Raw genomic sequence first — 17,798 nt, 5'->3', positions numbered from 1 at the left:
CTGTAACTCCGGACCAGACAGAGCTGAAGCAACTTGTTCCAGACCAAAGAGGGAAGCGCCATGGCGAATTCGCTATACCATAAGCACATTATTTCAATCCCCGAGCTTAGCCGCAGTGAACTCGAACTGATCGTTGAAACAGCCGCACAGCTGAAAAAGGAACCCAACCCAGAGCTGCTGAAACATAAAGTCATCGCCAGCTGTTTCTTCGAGCCATCGACCCGTACCCGCCTGTCGTTCGAAACGGCAATTCAGCGCCTGGGCGGCAGTGTGATTGGCTTTGACAGCGGCGGCAATACGTCACTGGCCAAGAAAGGCGAAACCCTGATTGATTCCGTGCAGGTCATCACCTCTTATGTCGATGCCTTCGTGATGCGTCACCCGCAGGAAGGCGCGGCCCGTCTGGCATCCGAGTTTTCCGGAAAAGTTCCGGTCATCAACGCGGGCGACGGAGCGAACCAGCACCCGACCCAAACCCTGCTGGATCTGTTCAGTATTGCTGAAACTCAGGGCCGGCTGGACAATCTCAATGTCGCCTTTGTCGGTGATCTGAAATACGGCCGTACCGTCCACTCTCTGACGCAGGCACTGTCGAAATTCAACAACATCCGCTTCTTCTTTATCGCACCTGAAGCGCTGGCGATGCCGGATTACATTTGCGAAGAGCTGGACGAAGCCGGCATTCAGTACAGCCTGCATACGCAGATGGAAGAAGTGATCCCTGAACTGGACATCCTCTATATGACCCGGGTGCAGAAAGAACGCTTCGATGAATCGGAATATGCCCACATGAAGGCGGCTTATATTCTGAATGCAGACATGCTGGCCAATGCGCGGGAAAACCTGAAAGTGCTGCATCCGCTGCCACGGGTTGATGAGATCACCACTGATGTGGATACCACCCCGCACGCCTATTATTTCCAGCAGGCAGAAAACGGGGTCTATGCCCGTCAGGCATTGCTGGCGCTGGTGCTGAACCCAAATCTTTAAGCAGGAGATACCATCATGACAAAAGATACCCAACTTCAGGTTGAAGCGATCAAAAACGGCACTGTCATCGACCATATCCCTGCCAATATCGGCATCAAGGTCCTGCGTTTGTTCCAGCTGCACGAAGCCAAAGAAAAAGTGACCATTGGTCTGAATCTGCCCTCTTCCGTTCAGGGCACCAAGGATCTGATCAAAATTGAAAATGTCTTCCTGAATGAAGAGCTGGCCAATCAATTGGCGCTGTATGCCCCAAAAGCCACGGTCAATCAGATTGAAAACTATCAGGTGGTGAAGAAGCTGACGCTGTCACTGCCTGCCCAGATCAACGCGATCTTCAAGTGCCCGAACTCAAACTGCATCACCCACAATGAGCCGGTTGACAGCAGTTTCAGAGTTCTGACCAAACATGAAGAAGTCCGTCTGAAGTGCAAATACTGTGAAAAAGTCTTTGCACGCGATATCGTCACCGATTACCACTGATTGTCCGCCCATCTCCGATGACAAAACTGAGAAAGCCGGCTCACCTCTGAGCCGGCTTTACTGTTTTTACAGCCTTTTGACTCCTCAGCCCCGCCATTCTCAGTTCAACAACATTGTCTCGTCAGTCTGCTCCCTAGACTCAGGAAAAACGCCACGCATCGTTGACTTCCATCAGGTCAGTCCGCTGCGTTTCTTCTGGGGTTGCACGTTTTCGTCCTGTATCACAGGCACTAAAGCAGGGACATTCAATGAATTGGAATGCGCAGTATTGTCATCTTTTGCTGAAAAAATGGGCAGGCAAACTGTTTGCCGGGGTTCTGGCGCTGGGGCTTGTCAGCTGTATCATGACCAATGGTGAGGTTTCTCAGGCACCGACACATGCTGCCAATCAGCAGGTGGTGATCGGCGTGCCCATCCTGCTTGGCGGATTCGGTTCGTCAGTCCCGATTACACCGCATCTTCAGGTCACGGCCAAACATGTCGCCCGCTATTCCTGGAACCGGGATGTGATTTATCATCCACTCTGCGATCTGGCGCTGATCCGGACCGATTCCGCCAGCGTGCCAACCTGGGGGCTGATTTACCCGGATCAGGATGTCACTCATCTGGGACATTCCCTGCTGGGGAACAGCATTCAGGGCCAGGGCAAATACCTGCAGGACGTCATTGATACCAACACCCAGTGCCTGTACTCACTGAGTGATGCCCCGGTGATGTCCGGTATGAGCGGCGGCCCGGTGCTGAATGACGCCGGCGAGGTCGTCGGGATCACTGTCGCCATCGTGAACAATCCGGAAGATCTGAAAAACCTGCGTCCGGCGCTCCGCTACAGCCAGTTTATCCCTGCCACCCTGATCTTCGACTGGCTGGCCGAGTTAGGGATCACGCCCACATCCGCCAGTCATGACCTCGCCAGTATCGAAGTCTCTCCTTATGTCCGGCGCATCAACCGTAACACCGACGTACCGGACGCACTGGGTTTACCTCACAATCCTGAAACCGCAACAATCCGGCCCGCGCTGGCCCCGGTGTCCGAGCTCCGTCCGACCCCGTCACCGCTCAGCAGCTTCCAGACTCAGGTGACAGGGACTTTCCCCGCAACCACAAATGACAGTAAAGATGTCGCCCTGAAAGCAGACGCACCAGCGAATTATCAGACAAGCGATGCTGACAAGTCTGATCCCGAAGTGATTCAAAACTCCCGGCTGGTCCCTGTTTTTCAGGAGTAAACCTTTTGACCTGCCAGAGAAGGCGTTGCACACTAGGGTCTGGTGACCCTAGCACCTTCACAATGAATCAATAAGGAACAACGATGACTCAAGTACTGCACACAGACAAAGCGCCTGCAGCGATCGGCCCATATGTTCAGGGCGTGGATCTGGGCAACATGGTTCTGACTTCCGGCCAAATTCCAGTGAATCCGGCGACCGGTGAAGTCCCGGAAGATATCGCGGCACAGGCACGTCAGTCTCTGGAAAACGTCAAAGCCGTTGTCGAATCTTCTGGTCTGAAAGTGTCAGATATCGTGAAAATGACCGTGTTTGTGAAAGATCTGAACGACTTCGGCACCGTCAATGAAGTGTATGGTCAATTCTTCGATGAAAACCATGCCCCTTACCCGGCGCGTTCTTGCGTTGAGGTTGCCCGTCTGCCAAAAGACGTGAAAATCGAAATCGAAGCCATTGCTGTTCGCAAAGCCTGATTCCGGTCAATCCCCGGACTCTGATGCAAAAATGCGGATTTAACAATGCAATGAAAGAAAAAGACGGGTCTAACCCGTCTTTTTTGTGCGCAAATGTTATGGACGAAGTGAGGCCTGCGTATGCTTGTAGACTTCACTGAACCAGGCCGTAAAAGTTTCAGGGAATTGCGCCAGGCAAGCGGAGAGTTCCGCCTCTGGCCACCAGCGGTAAGCCATCACTTCATCCGCATTGGGCGCTACAGCCAGAACCGGCGTTTCTGCAACCAGAATATAATCCAGTTCATGCTCAACTAAATCGTTATCCAGCGCTGCGCGGTAAATAAATCGGGCCACTTCCTCAAAGCTCGTCACGTCCTTGATCCCCAACTCTTCGTCCAGACGCCGGGATGCGGCCTGTTGCAGGCTTTCTCCCGCACGTGGATGAGAGCAACAGGTATTGGTCCACAAGCCGCCACTGTGATACTTCTCCATCGCCCGCTGTTGCAGCAGAAACTCTCTGCCCGTTGCGGTTTCCCGGTACAAAAGCACCGAGAAAGCAAGATGCAACAAACCATCCCGGTGAGCCTGCATTTTTTCAGCCAGCCCCAGATGCTCACCGGCCTGATTCACCAATATCACAAATTCCCGGCTCATGACTCACCTTTTCTGACGACAAAAACAAAGACAGGCCCAATGGCCTGTCTTCCTGACAATACAATCCGTGAAACGATTATTTGGCGGATCGGGCCGCAGCTTCAGCATTCAGCTCATCCAGCTTCGCGACCATCAGATCACGGCAACGCTCTGACAGCTCACGAATGTCTTCTTTGGTCATCCCTTCGGTCGAAACCGGTGGCATCACTTCAACAATCACCACACCATTGTTCCAGCGATTAAACTTTACATGGTCTGTGGTGCTGCACACAATCGGGACGACGGGTACGCCGGCACCAATCGCAGCATGAAACGCACCGGTTTTAAATGGCAGCAGACCACGGCCACGGGAGCGGGTTCCTTCCGGAAACATCCACACCGATACCTTTCGTTCTTTAATCTTTTCAACAACCTGTCCGATCGTCCCCATGGCTTTACTGCGGTTCGCGCGGTCAATCAGAATATTGCCGGTCAGCCAGTACAGCTGGCCAAACAAAGGCATCCACAGCAGGCTCTTTTTACCGACCGTTACGGTACGCGGCAAAACTGCACCGGCAATGGTGAACAGATCGTAGTTATTCTGGTGGTTGCCGATGTGCACGCTCGGGCCGACTTCTTTGGCTGCATCTGCCACACGTAATTCCAGCCGAATGCCGAGGATACGGGACATTTTCGCGAATAAACGGGCAAACGTGTGAACATGTTTCGGGTTACGCGGGCTCAGCAGGCAATAACCACAACCGAACACAAACATGACGATGGCAAACAGCGCAAGTGCCAACAGTCGAAATACAGCAATCATCAAATTCTCCTCAGCGTACAAGCGTGCGCTAGTATACCCAGTCAAAGGGAAATTACATCCATAAAACGGCTTTTTTGTCGGATCCTGACACCAGTTCAAATGCCCCGGAGAAACAAAACAGGCCTCAGAAATGAGGCCTGTTTCATCACTTACAGCTCAGGATGATCATCAGAGTTGATCATCGTCCTGATCCGGAGAGGTCATTTCATAGCTGGTGACCCGCTGCAGGCCACGCGGCAGCATCGCCCCGCGACGTCCGCGCTCACCGATGAAATTCTCCAGATCGGCAGCTTTCAGCCCCAGCTTACGCTTACCGGCATACAGCGTCAGCTCACCGCCTGCTGGCAGTACCAGCAGATGCGACAAGAACTCTTCCCGAGATTTGGCTCGGGCAGCCGGAATATTGATGATCTTATTCCCTTTCCCTTTACCCAGCTGTGGCAGATCCTGGATCGGGAAGACCAGCATCCGGCCTTCATTGGTGATTGCCAGCACCTGATCTGATTTCAGATCCGAGATCGGTTGTGGCGGCATCACTTCGCATTCAGCCGGAACACTCAGCAACGCCTTACCGTTCCGGTTCTTGGAAATCATGTCGCTGCCTTTACAGACAAAACCATAACCGGCATCAGACGCCATCAGCCAGTATTGCTCATCTTCCGGCATCAGAACCTGCCGTACACTGCTGCCTGGAGTAATGTTGAGACGACCGGTAACCGGCTCACCCTGACTGCGCGCAGAAGGCAGCGAATGAGATTCCAGCGCATAGCTTCGGCCGTCGCTGCCAATAAAGACGGCTGGCTGATTGCTCTTTCCGCGAGCGTGGCTGAGATAGCTGTCACCCGACTTGTAATTCAGCGTGCTCGGATCCACCTCATGGCCTTTGGCATGACGGACCCAGCCCTTATCGGACAACACCACGGTAATCGCTTCACTCGGAAGCAGATCACGCTCAGTCATCGCCTTGGCTTCAGCACGCTCGACCAGCGGTGAACGACGGTCATCACCGTATTTCTCAGCGTCGGCCAGCAGTTCTTTTTTCAGCAGGGTATTCATGCGACGTTCAGAGCCCAGTAGCTGTTCCAGCTTCTCACGCTCTTTATTCAGTTCGTCCTGCTCACCACGAATCTTAATCTCTTCCAGTTTGGCTAACTGGCGTAATTTAATCTCAAGAATCGCTTCCGCCTGAGTCGCACTCAGCCCGAAACGGCTCATCAGTTCTGCTTTCGGATCATCTTCAGTACGGATGATCTCAATCACTTCATCGATGTTGAGATAAGCAGCCAGCAAACCTTCCAGAATGTGCAGGCGGGCCAGCACTTTGTCCAGACGGTGCTGCAGGCGGCGACGCACGGTCTCACGACGGAAGGTCAGCCATTCAGACAGAATCGTCACCAGACCTTTCACCTGCGGGCGTCCGTCCAGACCCAGCATATTCAGGTTGACCCGGAAACTTTTCTCCAGATCAGTCGACGCAAACAAATGCTCCATCAGCTGTTCGCAGTCAACGCGGTTCGAGCGCGGCACGATCACAATCCGGGTCGGGTTCTCATGGTCCGACTCATCACGCAAGTCTTCCACCAGCGGCAATTTCTTCGCCCGCATCATCCCGGCAATCTGCTCCAGCAGTTTCGAACCGGAAACCTGATGCGGCAGCGCGGTGATAATGATTTCACCGTTGTCCTTGCTCCACACCGCACGCATTTTCACGCTGCCCTTCCCGGTGCGGTAAATCTTTTTCAGATCCTCTTTCGAAGACGTAATTTCCGCTTCCGTCGGATAATCCGGACCTTTGACGAACGTCATCAGCTCGTCCAGATCAGCATTCGGATGTTCGATCAGATGCACCACGGCATTGGCGACTTCACGGGCATTATGCGGCGGAATATCGGTTGCCATGCCCACGGCAATCCCCGTGACACCATTGAGCAGGATGTGCGGCAGACGGGCCGGCAGCATCAGGGGTTCTTTCATGGTGCCGTCAAAGTTCGGGCCCCACTCGACCGTGCCCTGACCCAGCTCACTGAGCAGCACTTCAGAAAAACGTGACAGGCGCGATTCGGTATAACGCATGGCCGCGAACGATTTCGGGTCATCCGGTGCACCCCAGTTCCCCTGGCCGTCGACCAGCGGATAACGGTACGAGAACGGCTGCGCCATCAAAACCATGGCTTCATAACAGGCCGAGTCACCGTGCGGGTGATACTTACCCAGCACGTCACCCACGGTCCGGGCCGATTTCTTGTATTTGGCTGTGGCACTCAGGCCCAGCTCAGACATTGCGTAAATGATCCGGCGCTGTACCGGTTTCAGGCCATCGCCGATAAACGGCAGGGCCCGGTCCATGATTACGTACATGGAGTAATTCAGATAGGCATCTTCAGTAAACTTTCGCAGCGGAAGCTGCTCGATACCTTCCATTGAGACATCAGTCATGGTGCTAAATCCGTGTTGTTCTCATTCCTGCCGGTCTGCCCGGCAGGAGGAAATCAGTCATGGGGTCGTCGGCTTACACGTCAACTTCGGCCAGATCACCTTTGGTCTGCAGCCAGCTGCGACGGTCTTCAGAACGCTTTTTACACAGCAGCATATCCATCATCTGGTTGGTCTGCTCGTCGTCATCAATCGTCAGCTGCACCAGACGACGGGTATTCGGGTCCATCGTGGTTTCACGCAGCTGCATCGGGTTCATCTCGCCCAGACCTTTGAAGCGCTGGACGTTGACCTTTCCGCGCTTGCCGCTTAAGCGATCAAGAATGCCTTCTTTTTCAGCTTCATCCAGCGCGTAGTAAACCTCTTTGCCCAGATCCAGCCGGTACAGCGGCGGCATCGCAATATAAACGTGACCGGCGCGCACCAAGGCTTCAAAGTGCTTCATAAACAGCGCACACAGCAGGGTTGCGATGTGCAGACCATCCGAGTCAGCATCCGCCAGCACGCAGATTTTACCGTAGCGCAGGCCACTCAGATCATCGCTGTCCGGGTCAATACCCAGCGCGACGGAAATATCGTGTACTTCCTGCGAGGCCAGTACCTGATCAGCAGAAACCTCCCAGGTATTCAGGATTTTACCGCGCAGCGGCATGATGGCCTGATATTCACGGTCACGGGCCTGTTTGGCGGAACCGCCAGCCGAGTCACCCTCCACCAGGAAAAGTTCGGTTCTGCTGAGATCCTGCTGCGAACAGTCAGCCAGTTTACCCGGCAGCGCCGGACCACTGGTGACTTTCTTCCGGACCACCTTTTTACTCGCACGCATCCGGCGATGGGCGTTGGCGATACAGATTTCAGCCAGTTGTTCCGCAATTTGCGGGCGCTCATTCAGCCACAGACTGAAGGCATCTTTCACCACTCCGGAAACAAACGCAGCACACTGGCGAGACGAGAGGCGCTCTTTGGTCTGACCGGCAAACTGCGGATCCTGCATCTTCACTGAGAGCACATAAGCACAGCGGTCCCAGATATCTTCTGCCGTCAGCTTCACGCCGCGCGGCAGCAGATTCCGGAATTCACAGAATTCACGCATCGCATCCAGCAGGCCCTGACGCAGCCCGTTCACATGGGTGCCGCCCTGAGCCGTCGGGATCAGATTGACGTAGCTTTCGGTAAGCAGCTCGCCGCCTTCCGGCAGCCAGACCACCGCCCAGTCAGCCGCTTCATTCTGACCGGAGAACACACCGGTAAACGGCGCTTCCGGCACTAACGGGTATTCTTTGACGGCTTCAAACAGATAATCGTTCAGGCCGTCTTCATAGCACCAGCGCAGTGTTTCGTTGGCAATCTTGTCGGTAAAGACGATTTCAAGACCGGGACACAGCACGGCCTTGGCTTTCAGCACGCTCTTCAGGCGACTGACCGAGAATTTCGGGCTGTCGAAGTATTTGGCATCCGGCCAGAAATGAACCCGGGTACCTTTGGCCCGACGGCCACAGGTATCAATCACTTCCAGTTCACTGACTTTGTCACCGTTCTCAAACGCGATCTGATAGACCTGACCTTCGCGCTTGACCGTGACTTCCACCCGTGTGGACAGGGCATTCACCACGGAGATACCTACCCCGTGCAAGCCCCCGGAGAACTGGTAGTTTTTATTGGAGAATTTTCCCCCGGCATGGAGTTTACACAGGATCAGTTCGACCCCGGATACCCCTTCTTCCGGGTGAATATCCACCGGCATCCCCCGGCCGTCATCGATTACTTCGAGCGACTGATCCTCATGCAGGATCACTTCGACTTTCCTGGCATGGCCAGCCAGTGCCTCGTCGACACTGTTGTCGATTACTTCCTGGCCCAGATGGTTCGGCCGTGCCGTGTCGGTGTACATGCCGGGGCGGCGGCGAACCGGCTCCAGGCCGTTCAGAACCTCAATGGCTCCGGCGTTATAGCTTTGGTCTGTCATAGATTCGGAAAGTTACGAGAAAATGTTGCCACAATAGTCAGTAACCTCAGCCTTGATGTCAAGCTGAGGCTGGCTGAGACCTGATGAATCATGCGTGCCCCAGAGCACGCTGCGAAACAGTTATAAACCTAAAAAGCGGACGATATCGGCGGGATAGCGATTAAATCCGATGAAACTGTGATCCCCTTCCGGTTCTACCGTCTGACGACAGGCTGCGTATTTTTCCACCGCCTGGCGGTAATCGAGCACTTCATCCCCTTCCTGCTGCAGCAACCACAACAGTTCGGGATGACTCAGTTGCCCGATCTCCAGCGCTTTCAGCTCATCCATATGATGCGGCGCCAGGGAATACACTTCGTCAGTATAGGGGTTCATCTGCTCACCCAAGTAATCCATCAACAGTTCAAAAGGCTTCACGGCGGGATTCACCAGCACCGCAGGTAATCCGTGTCGCTGGCTGAGCCAGGTCGCCAGATAGCCGCCCAGAGAACTGCCGACCAACCCAATCCTGTATGTCGGCTTCAGATGAGTAACTAATGTATCAATAAACTGCGCTGCCTGGCTTGGATAGCAGGGCAGTTGTGGGATCTCGACCCGGATGTCCGGGCGCTCAGCCCGGCAGTAATCCGCCATCTGCTGAGCTTTCATCGATTGGGGAGAACTGTTGAAACCGTGAAGATAAAGCAGCAGTGCGTCCATCAGTAACCCGCCGCATCAAACTGGGGTGAGAAAGAACGCTTGCGTACCCGCTCGATCCGGGTGTCAATTTCACCGGTTGGCATCAATGCCAGCCAGCGCCAGCCCGGATTCAACTGGTCCAGTGCAAAATCATGGGAATCAGGCATAAACTGAATACAGGTCGACGGTGTTGCCAGCACGCGGACGCCCTGATGCAGCACATCCAGCTCCTGATGAATATGGCCGCACAACACAGCTTTCACTTGCGGAAAACGCGAAATCACCTGCCAGAACGCCGCATTGTTTTTCAGCTGATGCTGATCCAGCCAGCGGCTGCCTGCCGGCAGCGGATGGTGATGCAGCAGAACCAGTGCGTGACGGTCCGGCTCGGCGGTCAGCGCCTGCGCCAGCATCGCCAGCTGCGCCTCGCTCAGTTCACCGTGCGGCACACCAACAACCTGGCTGTCGAGCAAAATGACCTGCCAGTGCTCACCCGCCAGCACCTGATCACAGGCTTTGATCTGCGGGGAAGGCAGCACACTCTTCATACTTGGCTGATAATCATGATTCCCGGGTAACCAGAAGCATGGCTGTGCCCAGCGGCAGATCCCGTCGGCAAAGCGCTGATATGATTCCGGGGTGTGATCCTGAGAGATATCGCCGGTGGCGATAATGGCATCAAACGGACGTGACTGTGCCGCCACTTCATCAAGCACGGCATGAAAACTGTCTTTCGTTGCGACACCCAGCAGACTCCCGGTCTCATCCGCAAATAGATGGGTATCGGTCAGTTGCAGCAACAGTACACTATCTGAATTTTTCTGCGGCAGAGAATAGGTCTGCAAAACGTCAAAACCTTGTTGAATAAAGTCGTTAATAAACCGATTGCTTACTCAGGCCATTCCTGAGGCAGTAAGCCAGCCAATCTCCCAAGAAGCGATTGACCTGATGTTTCTCATCTTTCTGGTGCATCCGCAAATTGGGGTAATCATACCTTGGCTTCAAACGCGAAATCTGCTGAATGGAACACACTTCTGCCACCCTGGCGTCATGGTATAAACGGACGGTAAAGGTCGGGATCAGGTAATCCGGCAAACCACTGTCGGTTTCCATTTTCAGCTGGATCAATGTCGTGTAGCGAGTTGACTCCAGAATACGCAGCTTATAATCATGGCTGCCAACCTGATAGGCGCACTCCTCCCCCACTGCCTCACTTTTTGGCAGCAATGGAAGCAGCTTCGCATAATTGGTTTCATATAACCGCATGATGCCTGCAAGATCGACGGTGTACCTTTTGTGACTCACTTCCCTTCCTTCGCCCATTCGGCCTGTAACTGCTGATAGTGTAGCTGCAACCATTGTAGCGCAATGATGCTGGCTGCATTTTCTATTTTACCAGACGTCACCCAGTCATAAGCCTGCTGGCGGCTGACCACATGAACGCGGATATCCTCACCTTCATCTTCCAGCCCGTGAATCCCCTGTGCAAGACGACTGTCGACACAACCGGCATACACACTCAGGGTTTCCGAACAGCCCCCGGAGCTGGACAAATAGCGGGTGATATAGGTCATCTGGCCGACATCCAGCCCGGCTTCCTCAACGGCTTCGCGGCTGACTACAGCTTCTGCGCTCTCACCCGGCTCGATCATGCCCGCAACAATTTCCATCTGCCAGGGCTGACAGTCCCCGGCCAGTGCCCCAATCCGGAACTGTTCAATCAGAACCACCTGATCCCGGACCGGATCATAGGGTAACAAAGCTGCGGCATGGCCCCGGTCCAGCATTTCCCGGGCCAGAGGCTGGCTCCAGCCCCCGGCAAAGAGGCGATGGCGAAAATGAAAAGCCTTTAACCGGAAAAAGCCCTGATAACGCACTTCTTCCTCCGTGATTTCCACATCGGTCAGGCCCAGCGTTCCGGGACCATCGGTCAATTGCTCCGGCATTTGTATTCTCCTTCAGCGCAACGTCTTCACCGCTTAGTCGCCAAAAAGGCTCACATTCGGCCAAAACGCCATTTTTTCATTCATCCCAGTGATGAGGCAATGGGTAAACTCAACTTTTTTGATAAATGTTGCAGATTTTTTTAACCTGACGCGAAATTGAGCCATGATTCAGTATGAGACGATGGTAAGCTGTATGAACAACCGTGTCACACTTGTGAAAACTTGCTGAACCATCATAAATTTTTTCGCTATCATTGCGACATCACGTCAAAAAGATTGCAATTACAATCAAGTAAAAGCGTGTCCTATGGTTAGAATTGCGCAAAAAAATCACAATTGATCAGTTTCAAGCAAGGTATCATCAGGTAAACTGAACGTTGCACATTATTTGTCAGGACTTCAGGAAAAGCATTCATGAAAAAATTGCTTCCGCTATATCTCGGCCTAGCACTGGGTGGACTCAGCCCTTTTGCGATGGCTGACGATCTTGCCGATATCTACGAACAGGCCAAACAGAACGACCCTCAGCTGCTCCGGGCCGCGGCTGATAAAGATACCGCTTTCGAAGCGATTAATTCATCCCGCAGTGCACTGTTGCCAGAAATCAATCTGACTGCCGGTTTACAGGCAACCCGTCTGGATTCCAAAGATGAAGGATTCAAAGGCGGCCTGAGTCTGACTCAGTCCCTGTATAACCGTGCAAGCTGGGTCAACCTGGACATCAGCGAAAAGCAGGCCCGTCAGACGGATGCCAGCTATGCTGCAACCAAGCAAAGCCTGATTCTGCGTGTATCCACCGCTTATTTCTCTGTACTGAGAGCCATGGACGATCTGGAATTCGTCCGTGCCGAAAAGGCCGCAGTCGGCCGCCAGCTGGAGCAGACTAAGCAGCGTTTTGAAGTCGGACTTTCCGCGATTACAGACGTGCATGATGCACAGGCTCAGTATGACAGCGTCCTGGCTGATGAAATCCTGAAAGAAAACGCGCTGACCAACAGTTATGAAGACCTGCGTGAAATTACCGGTCAGGCGCATAAAGATCTGCTGGTGCTGGATACCCAGCGTTTCTCGGCCAGCCGCCCGAATAACGCAGTTACAACTCTGCTGACCAATGCAGAAAGTCAGAACCTGAACCTGCTCAATGCCCGTATCGCGCAAGATGTTGCCCGCGATCAGATTGCACTGGCAGAATCAGGACATCTGCCAACCCTGAGCTTTGATGCGGGTTACAGCTACGACGAGATGCAGCAGGGCGGCAACATTGATCAGGGCATCCTGAGTGCCGGTATTAACCTGAAACTGCCGGTTTACACCGGCGGCAGGGTTACATCTGAAGTAAAACAGGCTCAGTACTCCTATGTTTCAATCAGCGAAACGCTGGAAGAAACCTATCGTGGTGTGGTGAAAAATGTCCGCGCTTCCTATAACAACATCAATGCTTCGATTGGTGCCCTGAAGGCCTACGAACAGTCTGTCGTTTCAGCCCGTTCAGCCCTGGAAGCGACTGAAGCCGGTTTTGACGTGGGTACACGGACGATCGTTGACGTGCTGGATGCAACCCGCCGTCTGTACGATGCCAACCGGCAGCTGTCCAATGCCCGTTATGATTACATCCTGAGCCAGCTGCAACTGAAGCAGGCTGTCGGTTCTCTGAACGAGCAGGACATTCTGGATGTCAATCAGGGTCTGATCCCGGCCAAGAAGAAATAATTTGGAAACTCCGATACAAAAAAAGCGCCTTCAAGGCGCTTTTTTATTGTGTGCACAATGCGTTGGCGGCAGTTAACCTTTACCACCGCGGATCGCTTCAATGATTTCCGTGGTTGAGCAACCGTCCTCAAAGTTGAGTACACGGACTTCGCCACCATTCGCAATCACTTCACGGCCACCGGCAATCTGCTCTGGTTTGTAATCACCACCTTTCACCAGCAGGTCCGGCAGGATTTCGCTGATCAGACGCTGTGGCGTTTCCTCGGTAAAAGGTACCACCCAGTCCACCGCAGCCAGACCGGCCAGCACGGCCATCCGGCGATCTTCCGGATTCACCGGACGTCCCGGACCTTTCAGCGCACGGACAGAACTGTCAGCATTCACCGCGACAATCAGACGATCCCCCAGCTTGGCCGCTTCGTTCAGATAAGCAACATGGCCGGCATGCAGGATATCGAAGCAGCCATTCGTCATGACCACTTTCTCACCCCGTGCCTTCGCAGCATTCATCGCCAGCTTCAACTGACTTTCGGTCATCACACCAAAGCCACTGTCCTGACTACCGTGAATTGCATTGGTCAGTTCAATTGTCGACAGTGTGGAGGTTCCCAGTTTACCCACCACAACACCTGCTGCGGCATTCGCCAGCTTACAGGCATCCGACAGGGATTTGCCCGCCGCCAGCGAGGCAGCCAGGACCGAAATCACGGTATCACCGGCACCGGTCACATCATAAACTTCTTTTGCCTGCGTCGGCATGTGCAGCGGTTCCTGACCTTTTTGCAGTAAGGTCATTCCATGCTCGCTGCGCGTCACCAGCAGTGCTTCAAGTTCGTACTGGTCGATCAGGGCAAAACCTTTTTCCACCAGCGCTTCATCTGTGCTTGCCTTTCCGGCAACGGCTTCAAACTCAGACAGGTTTGGCGTCAGCATGGTCGCACCACGGTAACGCTCAAAGTCTGTGCCTTTCGGATCGATCAGCACAGGAACGCCGCTGCGGCGACCCAGCTCAATCATGGCACGGACATGCTCCAGCGCACCCTTGGCATAATCAGACAGAATCATCGCTTTAACATTCGGCAGCGACTGCTCCAGACGCGGCAGGATCAGATCCGCATCCACATCATGGAAACCTTCTTCAAAATCGAGACGGATCAACTGCTGACCACGGCTCATCACCCGCAATTTGGTGATCGTCGGGTAATCCGGCAGGGAGACAAAGTCACAACGGACTTTCAGCGAGGACAGCTTTTCATTCAATGCACGCGCAGCATCATCAATGCCGGTCAGACCGACCAGACGCGCCTTGCCGCCCAGCGCTGCAATATTCATAGCCACGTTGGCCGCGCCGCCCGGACGTTCTTCAATCTGGTCCACTTTCACAACCGGAACTGGCGCTTCAGGTGAAATCCGTCCTGTCGGGCCAGTCCAGTAGCGATCGAGCATCACATCACCCACAACCAGCACACTGGCTTGGTCATAATCAGGCAGTGTCAGTTTCATTCTTCTCTCCGGAACGGTAAAAACTGCGAAATACTATCATAAAAGCCTGTGCGGCATACACCGGGGGAATACCGCCGGGATCAGGTTAACACTCGGTTACACCTGCGATGAAACCTCAAAAATTTGCTGCCACAGATGGGTGACCACATCGCGTTCCGCCGCGAATTCTCCCTCATCCACATAAGCATCCTGCCCCAGGAGGTTCAGACGATGAATTTCATCCCGCAGCGTACAGTACGCCTGAATCAGCGCCTGCGCCTGTTCGGGTGCCATCACGCCTTTGGCTGCCATCGTTTCAAACAGACGGATATTGTCAGACCAGCGGGTCAGCGCAGGCTGCTGGGCACAGTGACACAGCACCAGATACTGCGTGATGAACTCAATATCAGTGATCCCGCCCGGGTCTTGTTTCAGACCAAACTGGCCCGGCTTTTTCCGGCCGAGATGCTGCCGCATTTTCTCACGCATCTCCACCACAGCCTGACGCAGCGTCTCAGCATCCCTGGGCTGAGAGAGGATCCCGGCTCGCAACTGATCAAACCCCGGTCTGAGCACATCGTCGCCGTATACCATCCGGGCACGCACCAGCGCCTGATGTTCCCAGGTCCAGGCTTCGTTAGCCTGATATTCGGCAAATGCATCCAGCGGACTGACCAGCAGCCCGGAAGCGCCGGAAGGACGCAGCCGGATATCAACTTCATACAGCACACCGGATGCTGTCCGGGTTGAAAACAGGTGGACGATTCGCTGGGTCAGACGCAGATAGAACTGGCGGCCATCAATAGCCTTCTCACCAGTGGTATATACATCCGCCGGACAGTCGTGCAGGAACACCAGATCCAGATCAGAGCCGTACCCCAACTCAATCCCGCCGAGTTTGCCGTAACCAATCACGCCGAATCCAGTGCCGCGACGCTCCGCCAGGTGCGACGGCTCACCATATTTGGCCACCATCTGCAGCCAGGCCTGTTTCACCACAGCGCCGATGATCGCCTCGGCCAGATAAGTCAGGTGATCACTCACTTTCATCAGCGGCAGCACCCCCGCGATATCCGCTGCAGCAATACGCAGGAGCTGCGCCTGCTTGAACTGGCGGATCGCTTCCATCTGCTGCTCCATATCTTCTTCCGGGATCCGTGCCAGATATTCCTGCAGCTCAGCCTGATACTGATCCAGCGGTACCGGATGATAGAGATGCTGCGAATCCAGCAGTTCATCGAGCAGAATCGGATACTGAGCCAGCTGCTCAGCCACCATTGAGCTGGCCGCACAAAGACGGACCAGATGATCCAGTGCGCCCGGATGTTCACTCAGCAATTCCAGATACGTGGTCCGGGTCGCGATCCGGACTATCAACTGGCTAATCCGCGACAGCACCAGCGCGGCATCGTCCCGGGTTACGATACGGGCGAAGACTTCCGGCATCAGGCGTGCCAGCACCTCACGGCCACGTGGTCCGATCGTCCGCTTCGACAGTTCCTCTTTCAACCGGGTCAGCACTGCCACCTGATCTTCAATGTCTGGTGCAGCGACATCACTGAGTACCGCAACGAGCATTTCCTCATCTTCAATCAGAGTCCAGAGCTCGTGATAAGGCTGCGCCACAGCATCGTGACTGTCTTCTTCATCCGCGCCGACAATGTCCTCAAACACCCGGTGAATGGCTGCCATGTGCCGGTGTATCTCTGCCGAGAGTGCCACCCAGTCGGCATAACCCATCGCCGTTGCCAGCCGGATCTGATCCAATTCCGTGTCCGGCAACGTTTGAGTCTGTTTGTCGTGAATGGCTTGCAGCAGATTTTCCAGACGGCGAAGGAAAGCATACCCCTGTGTCAGTTGCTCTACCTGTGTTTCCGGCAGCAACGCCAGCGCATTCACCGCCGCCAGGGTTTCTCTCAGCCCGCGCTGCCGCAATGAAGGCTCCCGCCCTCCCCGGATCAGCTGAAATGACTGCGCAATAAACTCCACTTCCCGGATCCCGCCGGGCCCCAGCTTGATATTGTTGGTCAGGCCGCGGCGGCGGACTTCCGAACTGATCATGGACTTCATCCGCCGCAACGACTGAATCGCACTGAAATCGATATAGCGGCGAAACACAAATGGTCGCAGCATCTGGCGGAGCGTCTGATAATGTTCTGCGCTTTCGTCACCCATCACCTTCGCTTTGATCATGGCGTAACGTTCCCAGTCACGCCCCTGTTCCTGATAGTAATCTTCAAGAGCAGCGTAACTCATGACCAGAGGGCCGCTATCGCCGAACGGGCGCAGACGCATGTCAACCCGGTAACAGAATCCGTCGACCGTCTGCTGATCCAGCGCCTTGATCAACCGCTGACCGAGACGGGTAAAGAACTGGGCATTCGCCAAGCTGCGTCGTCCGCCCTGCGTTTCACCGTTTTCCGGGTAGGTAAAAATCAGATCAATGTCAGATGAAAAATTCAGCTCGCCGCCACCCAGTTTGCCCATCCCCAGGATCAGCATCGGCTGAGGGACACCGTCCGCGCTGCATGGCGTTCCGAATTCCTGACAGCACTGGGCATAGAGCCAGTGATAAGCTTCCATAATCAGCGCTTCTGCCAGTCGGGAAAGATGCGACAAGCTCTGATCCAGCGTTGCCCGCTGAGTAAAATCCCGCCAGGCAATCCAGACCATTTCGCGACGCCGGAAACCACGCAGCACCCGTAATAAAGCGGCCTCATCGGTTACAGCAGACAACAGTTCCCGCAGCGCTTCACGATAGCAGTCGGCACGCTCCGCCTGCTCCAGCTGTTGCGCCAGCCAGGGCAACAACGTGGGATCCTGAATCAACGAAGCCTGTATAAAATCGCTCAGCCCCAATACCTGATTCAGTTCGTCCTGCCATGTTGATGGCCATTGTGCCAGTTGTTCATGGTGCGCTTGCTGTAGCTTTTCCATCGCCCTTTCAGTGGCGTGTTGAAGGCGTGCGTGTGTCAT

Annotated in this window: 15 protein-coding genes; 5 read left to right on the top strand and 10 right to left on the bottom strand. The window is 54.4% G+C overall.

What is annotated here, in order from left to right:
- Positions 1 to 60 precede the first annotated feature (60 nt).
- The 4 genes from pyrB (at position 61) to SPK40_RS10555 (ending at position 3,172) form a co-directional block, all read left to right on the top strand.
- Positions 61 to 990, top strand: a complete 930-nt coding sequence (pyrB, locus tag SPK40_RS10570) for an aspartate carbamoyltransferase (RefSeq protein WP_330960454.1) — start codon at positions 61 to 63, stop codon at positions 988 to 990.
- 15 nt (positions 991 to 1,005) lie between these two features.
- Positions 1,006 to 1,470: an aspartate carbamoyltransferase regulatory subunit gene (gene pyrI, locus SPK40_RS10565; protein WP_248141473.1), complete on the top strand. Its 465-nt coding sequence runs from the start codon at positions 1,006 to 1,008 to the stop codon at positions 1,468 to 1,470.
- A gap of 248 nt (positions 1,471 to 1,718) precedes the next feature.
- Positions 1,719 to 2,699: a trypsin-like peptidase domain-containing protein gene (locus tag SPK40_RS10560; protein ID WP_330960453.1), complete on the top strand. Its 981-nt coding sequence runs from the start codon at positions 1,719 to 1,721 to the stop codon at positions 2,697 to 2,699.
- 83 nt (positions 2,700 to 2,782) lie between these two features.
- Positions 2,783 to 3,172, top strand: a complete 390-nt coding sequence (locus SPK40_RS10555) for a RidA family protein (protein WP_211647082.1) — start codon at positions 2,783 to 2,785, stop codon at positions 3,170 to 3,172.
- A 96-nt stretch (positions 3,173 to 3,268) separates the two neighbouring features.
- Here SPK40_RS10555 and idi read toward each other — a convergent pair whose 3' ends face one another.
- The 8 genes from idi to nudF form a co-directional block, all read right to left on the bottom strand.
- Positions 3,269 to 3,805, bottom strand: a complete 537-nt coding sequence (idi, locus tag SPK40_RS10550; protein ID WP_330960452.1) for an isopentenyl-diphosphate Delta-isomerase — start codon at positions 3,803 to 3,805, stop codon at positions 3,269 to 3,271.
- A 76-nt stretch (positions 3,806 to 3,881) separates the two neighbouring features.
- On the bottom strand, positions 3,882 to 4,607 hold the full coding sequence (locus SPK40_RS10545) for a 1-acylglycerol-3-phosphate O-acyltransferase (RefSeq protein ID WP_248141476.1): 726 nt from the start codon (positions 4,605 to 4,607) through the stop codon (positions 3,882 to 3,884).
- Positions 4,608 to 4,775: 168 nt separating this feature from the next.
- The gene (gene parC, locus SPK40_RS10540; protein ID WP_330960451.1) at positions 4,776 to 7,043 is read right to left on the bottom strand and encodes a DNA topoisomerase IV subunit A; all 2,268 of its coding nucleotides are present in this window, start codon (positions 7,041 to 7,043) and stop codon (positions 4,776 to 4,778) included.
- A gap of 73 nt (positions 7,044 to 7,116) precedes the next feature.
- A complete protein-coding gene (gene parE, locus SPK40_RS10535; RefSeq protein WP_330960450.1) occupies positions 7,117 to 9,006 on the bottom strand; it encodes a DNA topoisomerase IV subunit B in 1,890 nt (629 codons plus the stop codon).
- Between the two features lie 120 nt (positions 9,007 to 9,126).
- Positions 9,127 to 9,705 (bottom strand): esterase YqiA, encoded by a 579-nt coding sequence (gene yqiA, locus SPK40_RS10530; protein ID WP_330960449.1) that lies wholly within the window; start codon positions 9,703 to 9,705, stop codon positions 9,127 to 9,129.
- Entirely contained in the window at positions 9,705 to 10,529 is an 825-nt protein-coding gene (gene cpdA, locus SPK40_RS10525) for a 3',5'-cyclic-AMP phosphodiesterase (protein WP_330960448.1), read from the bottom strand. The genes yqiA and cpdA overlap by 1 nt, the downstream gene beginning before the upstream one ends.
- 28 nt (positions 10,530 to 10,557) lie before the next feature.
- Positions 10,558 to 11,007, bottom strand: coding sequence for a DUF1249 family protein (locus SPK40_RS10520; protein WP_330960447.1), 450 nt, complete (start codon positions 11,005 to 11,007; stop codon positions 10,558 to 10,560).
- Positions 10,986 to 11,630: an ADP-ribose diphosphatase gene (nudF, locus tag SPK40_RS10515; RefSeq protein ID WP_248141481.1), complete on the bottom strand. Its 645-nt coding sequence runs from the start codon at positions 11,628 to 11,630 to the stop codon at positions 10,986 to 10,988. The genes SPK40_RS10520 and nudF overlap by 22 nt, the downstream gene beginning before the upstream one ends.
- 414 nt (positions 11,631 to 12,044) lie before the next feature.
- On the opposite strand from nudF, the gene tolC reads away from it, so the two are divergent.
- Positions 12,045 to 13,340, top strand: a complete 1,296-nt coding sequence (tolC, locus tag SPK40_RS10510; protein ID WP_248141482.1) for an outer membrane channel protein TolC — start codon at positions 12,045 to 12,047, stop codon at positions 13,338 to 13,340.
- Between the two features lie 72 nt (positions 13,341 to 13,412).
- On the opposite strand, the gene hldE is transcribed toward tolC, so the two are convergent.
- Complete coding sequence (hldE, locus tag SPK40_RS10505; protein WP_248141483.1) at positions 13,413 to 14,843, bottom strand: bifunctional D-glycero-beta-D-manno-heptose-7-phosphate kinase/D-glycero-beta-D-manno-heptose 1-phosphate adenylyltransferase HldE; 1,431 nt, start codon at positions 14,841 to 14,843, stop codon at positions 13,413 to 13,415.
- A 96-nt stretch (positions 14,844 to 14,939) separates the two neighbouring features.
- The gene (gene glnE / locus SPK40_RS10500) at positions 14,940 to 17,798 is read right to left on the bottom strand and encodes a bifunctional [glutamate--ammonia ligase]-adenylyl-L-tyrosine phosphorylase/[glutamate--ammonia-ligase] adenylyltransferase (RefSeq protein WP_330960446.1); all 2,859 of its coding nucleotides are present in this window, start codon (positions 17,796 to 17,798) and stop codon (positions 14,940 to 14,942) included.

The sequence above is a fragment of the Photobacterium sp. 53610 genome (genome assembly GCF_036409375.1).
Lineage (GTDB): Bacteria > Pseudomonadota > Gammaproteobacteria > Enterobacterales > Vibrionaceae > Photobacterium.
Note: the sequence above shows the minus strand (reverse complement) of the source record. Positions and strands in the feature narration are given on the sequence as shown.

Coding starts and splice junctions, on each gene's coding strand:
- tolC (WP_248141482.1), top strand. CDS start 12,045: ATGAAAAAATTGCTTCCGCTATATCTCGGCCTAGCACTGGGTGGACTC.
- SPK40_RS10560 (WP_330960453.1), top strand. CDS start 1,719: ATGAATTGGAATGCGCAGTATTGTCATCTTTTGCTGAAAAAATGGGCA.
- parC (WP_330960451.1), bottom strand. CDS start 7,043: ATGACTGATGTCTCAATGGAAGGTATCGAGCAGCTTCCGCTGCGAAAG.
- hldE (WP_248141483.1), bottom strand. CDS start 14,843: ATGAAACTGACACTGCCTGATTATGACCAAGCCAGTGTGCTGGTTGTG.
- glnE (WP_330960446.1), bottom strand. CDS start 17,798: ATGACACACGCACGCCTTCAACACGCCACTGAAAGGGCGATGGAAAAG.
- parE (WP_330960450.1), bottom strand. CDS start 9,006: ATGACAGACCAAAGCTATAACGCCGGAGCCATTGAGGTTCTGAACGGC.
- pyrB (WP_330960454.1), top strand. CDS start 61: ATGGCGAATTCGCTATACCATAAGCACATTATTTCAATCCCCGAGCTT.
- yqiA (WP_330960449.1), bottom strand. CDS start 9,705: ATGGACGCACTGCTGCTTTATCTTCACGGTTTCAACAGTTCTCCCCAA.
- pyrI (WP_248141473.1), top strand. CDS start 1,006: ATGACAAAAGATACCCAACTTCAGGTTGAAGCGATCAAAAACGGCACT.
- idi (WP_330960452.1), bottom strand. CDS start 3,805: ATGAGCCGGGAATTTGTGATATTGGTGAATCAGGCCGGTGAGCATCTG.
- SPK40_RS10520 (WP_330960447.1), bottom strand. CDS start 11,007: ATGGGCGAAGGAAGGGAAGTGAGTCACAAAAGGTACACCGTCGATCTT.
- SPK40_RS10555 (WP_211647082.1), top strand. CDS start 2,783: ATGACTCAAGTACTGCACACAGACAAAGCGCCTGCAGCGATCGGCCCA.
- SPK40_RS10545 (WP_248141476.1), bottom strand. CDS start 4,607: ATGATTGCTGTATTTCGACTGTTGGCACTTGCGCTGTTTGCCATCGTC.
- nudF (WP_248141481.1), bottom strand. CDS start 11,630: ATGCCGGAGCAATTGACCGATGGTCCCGGAACGCTGGGCCTGACCGAT.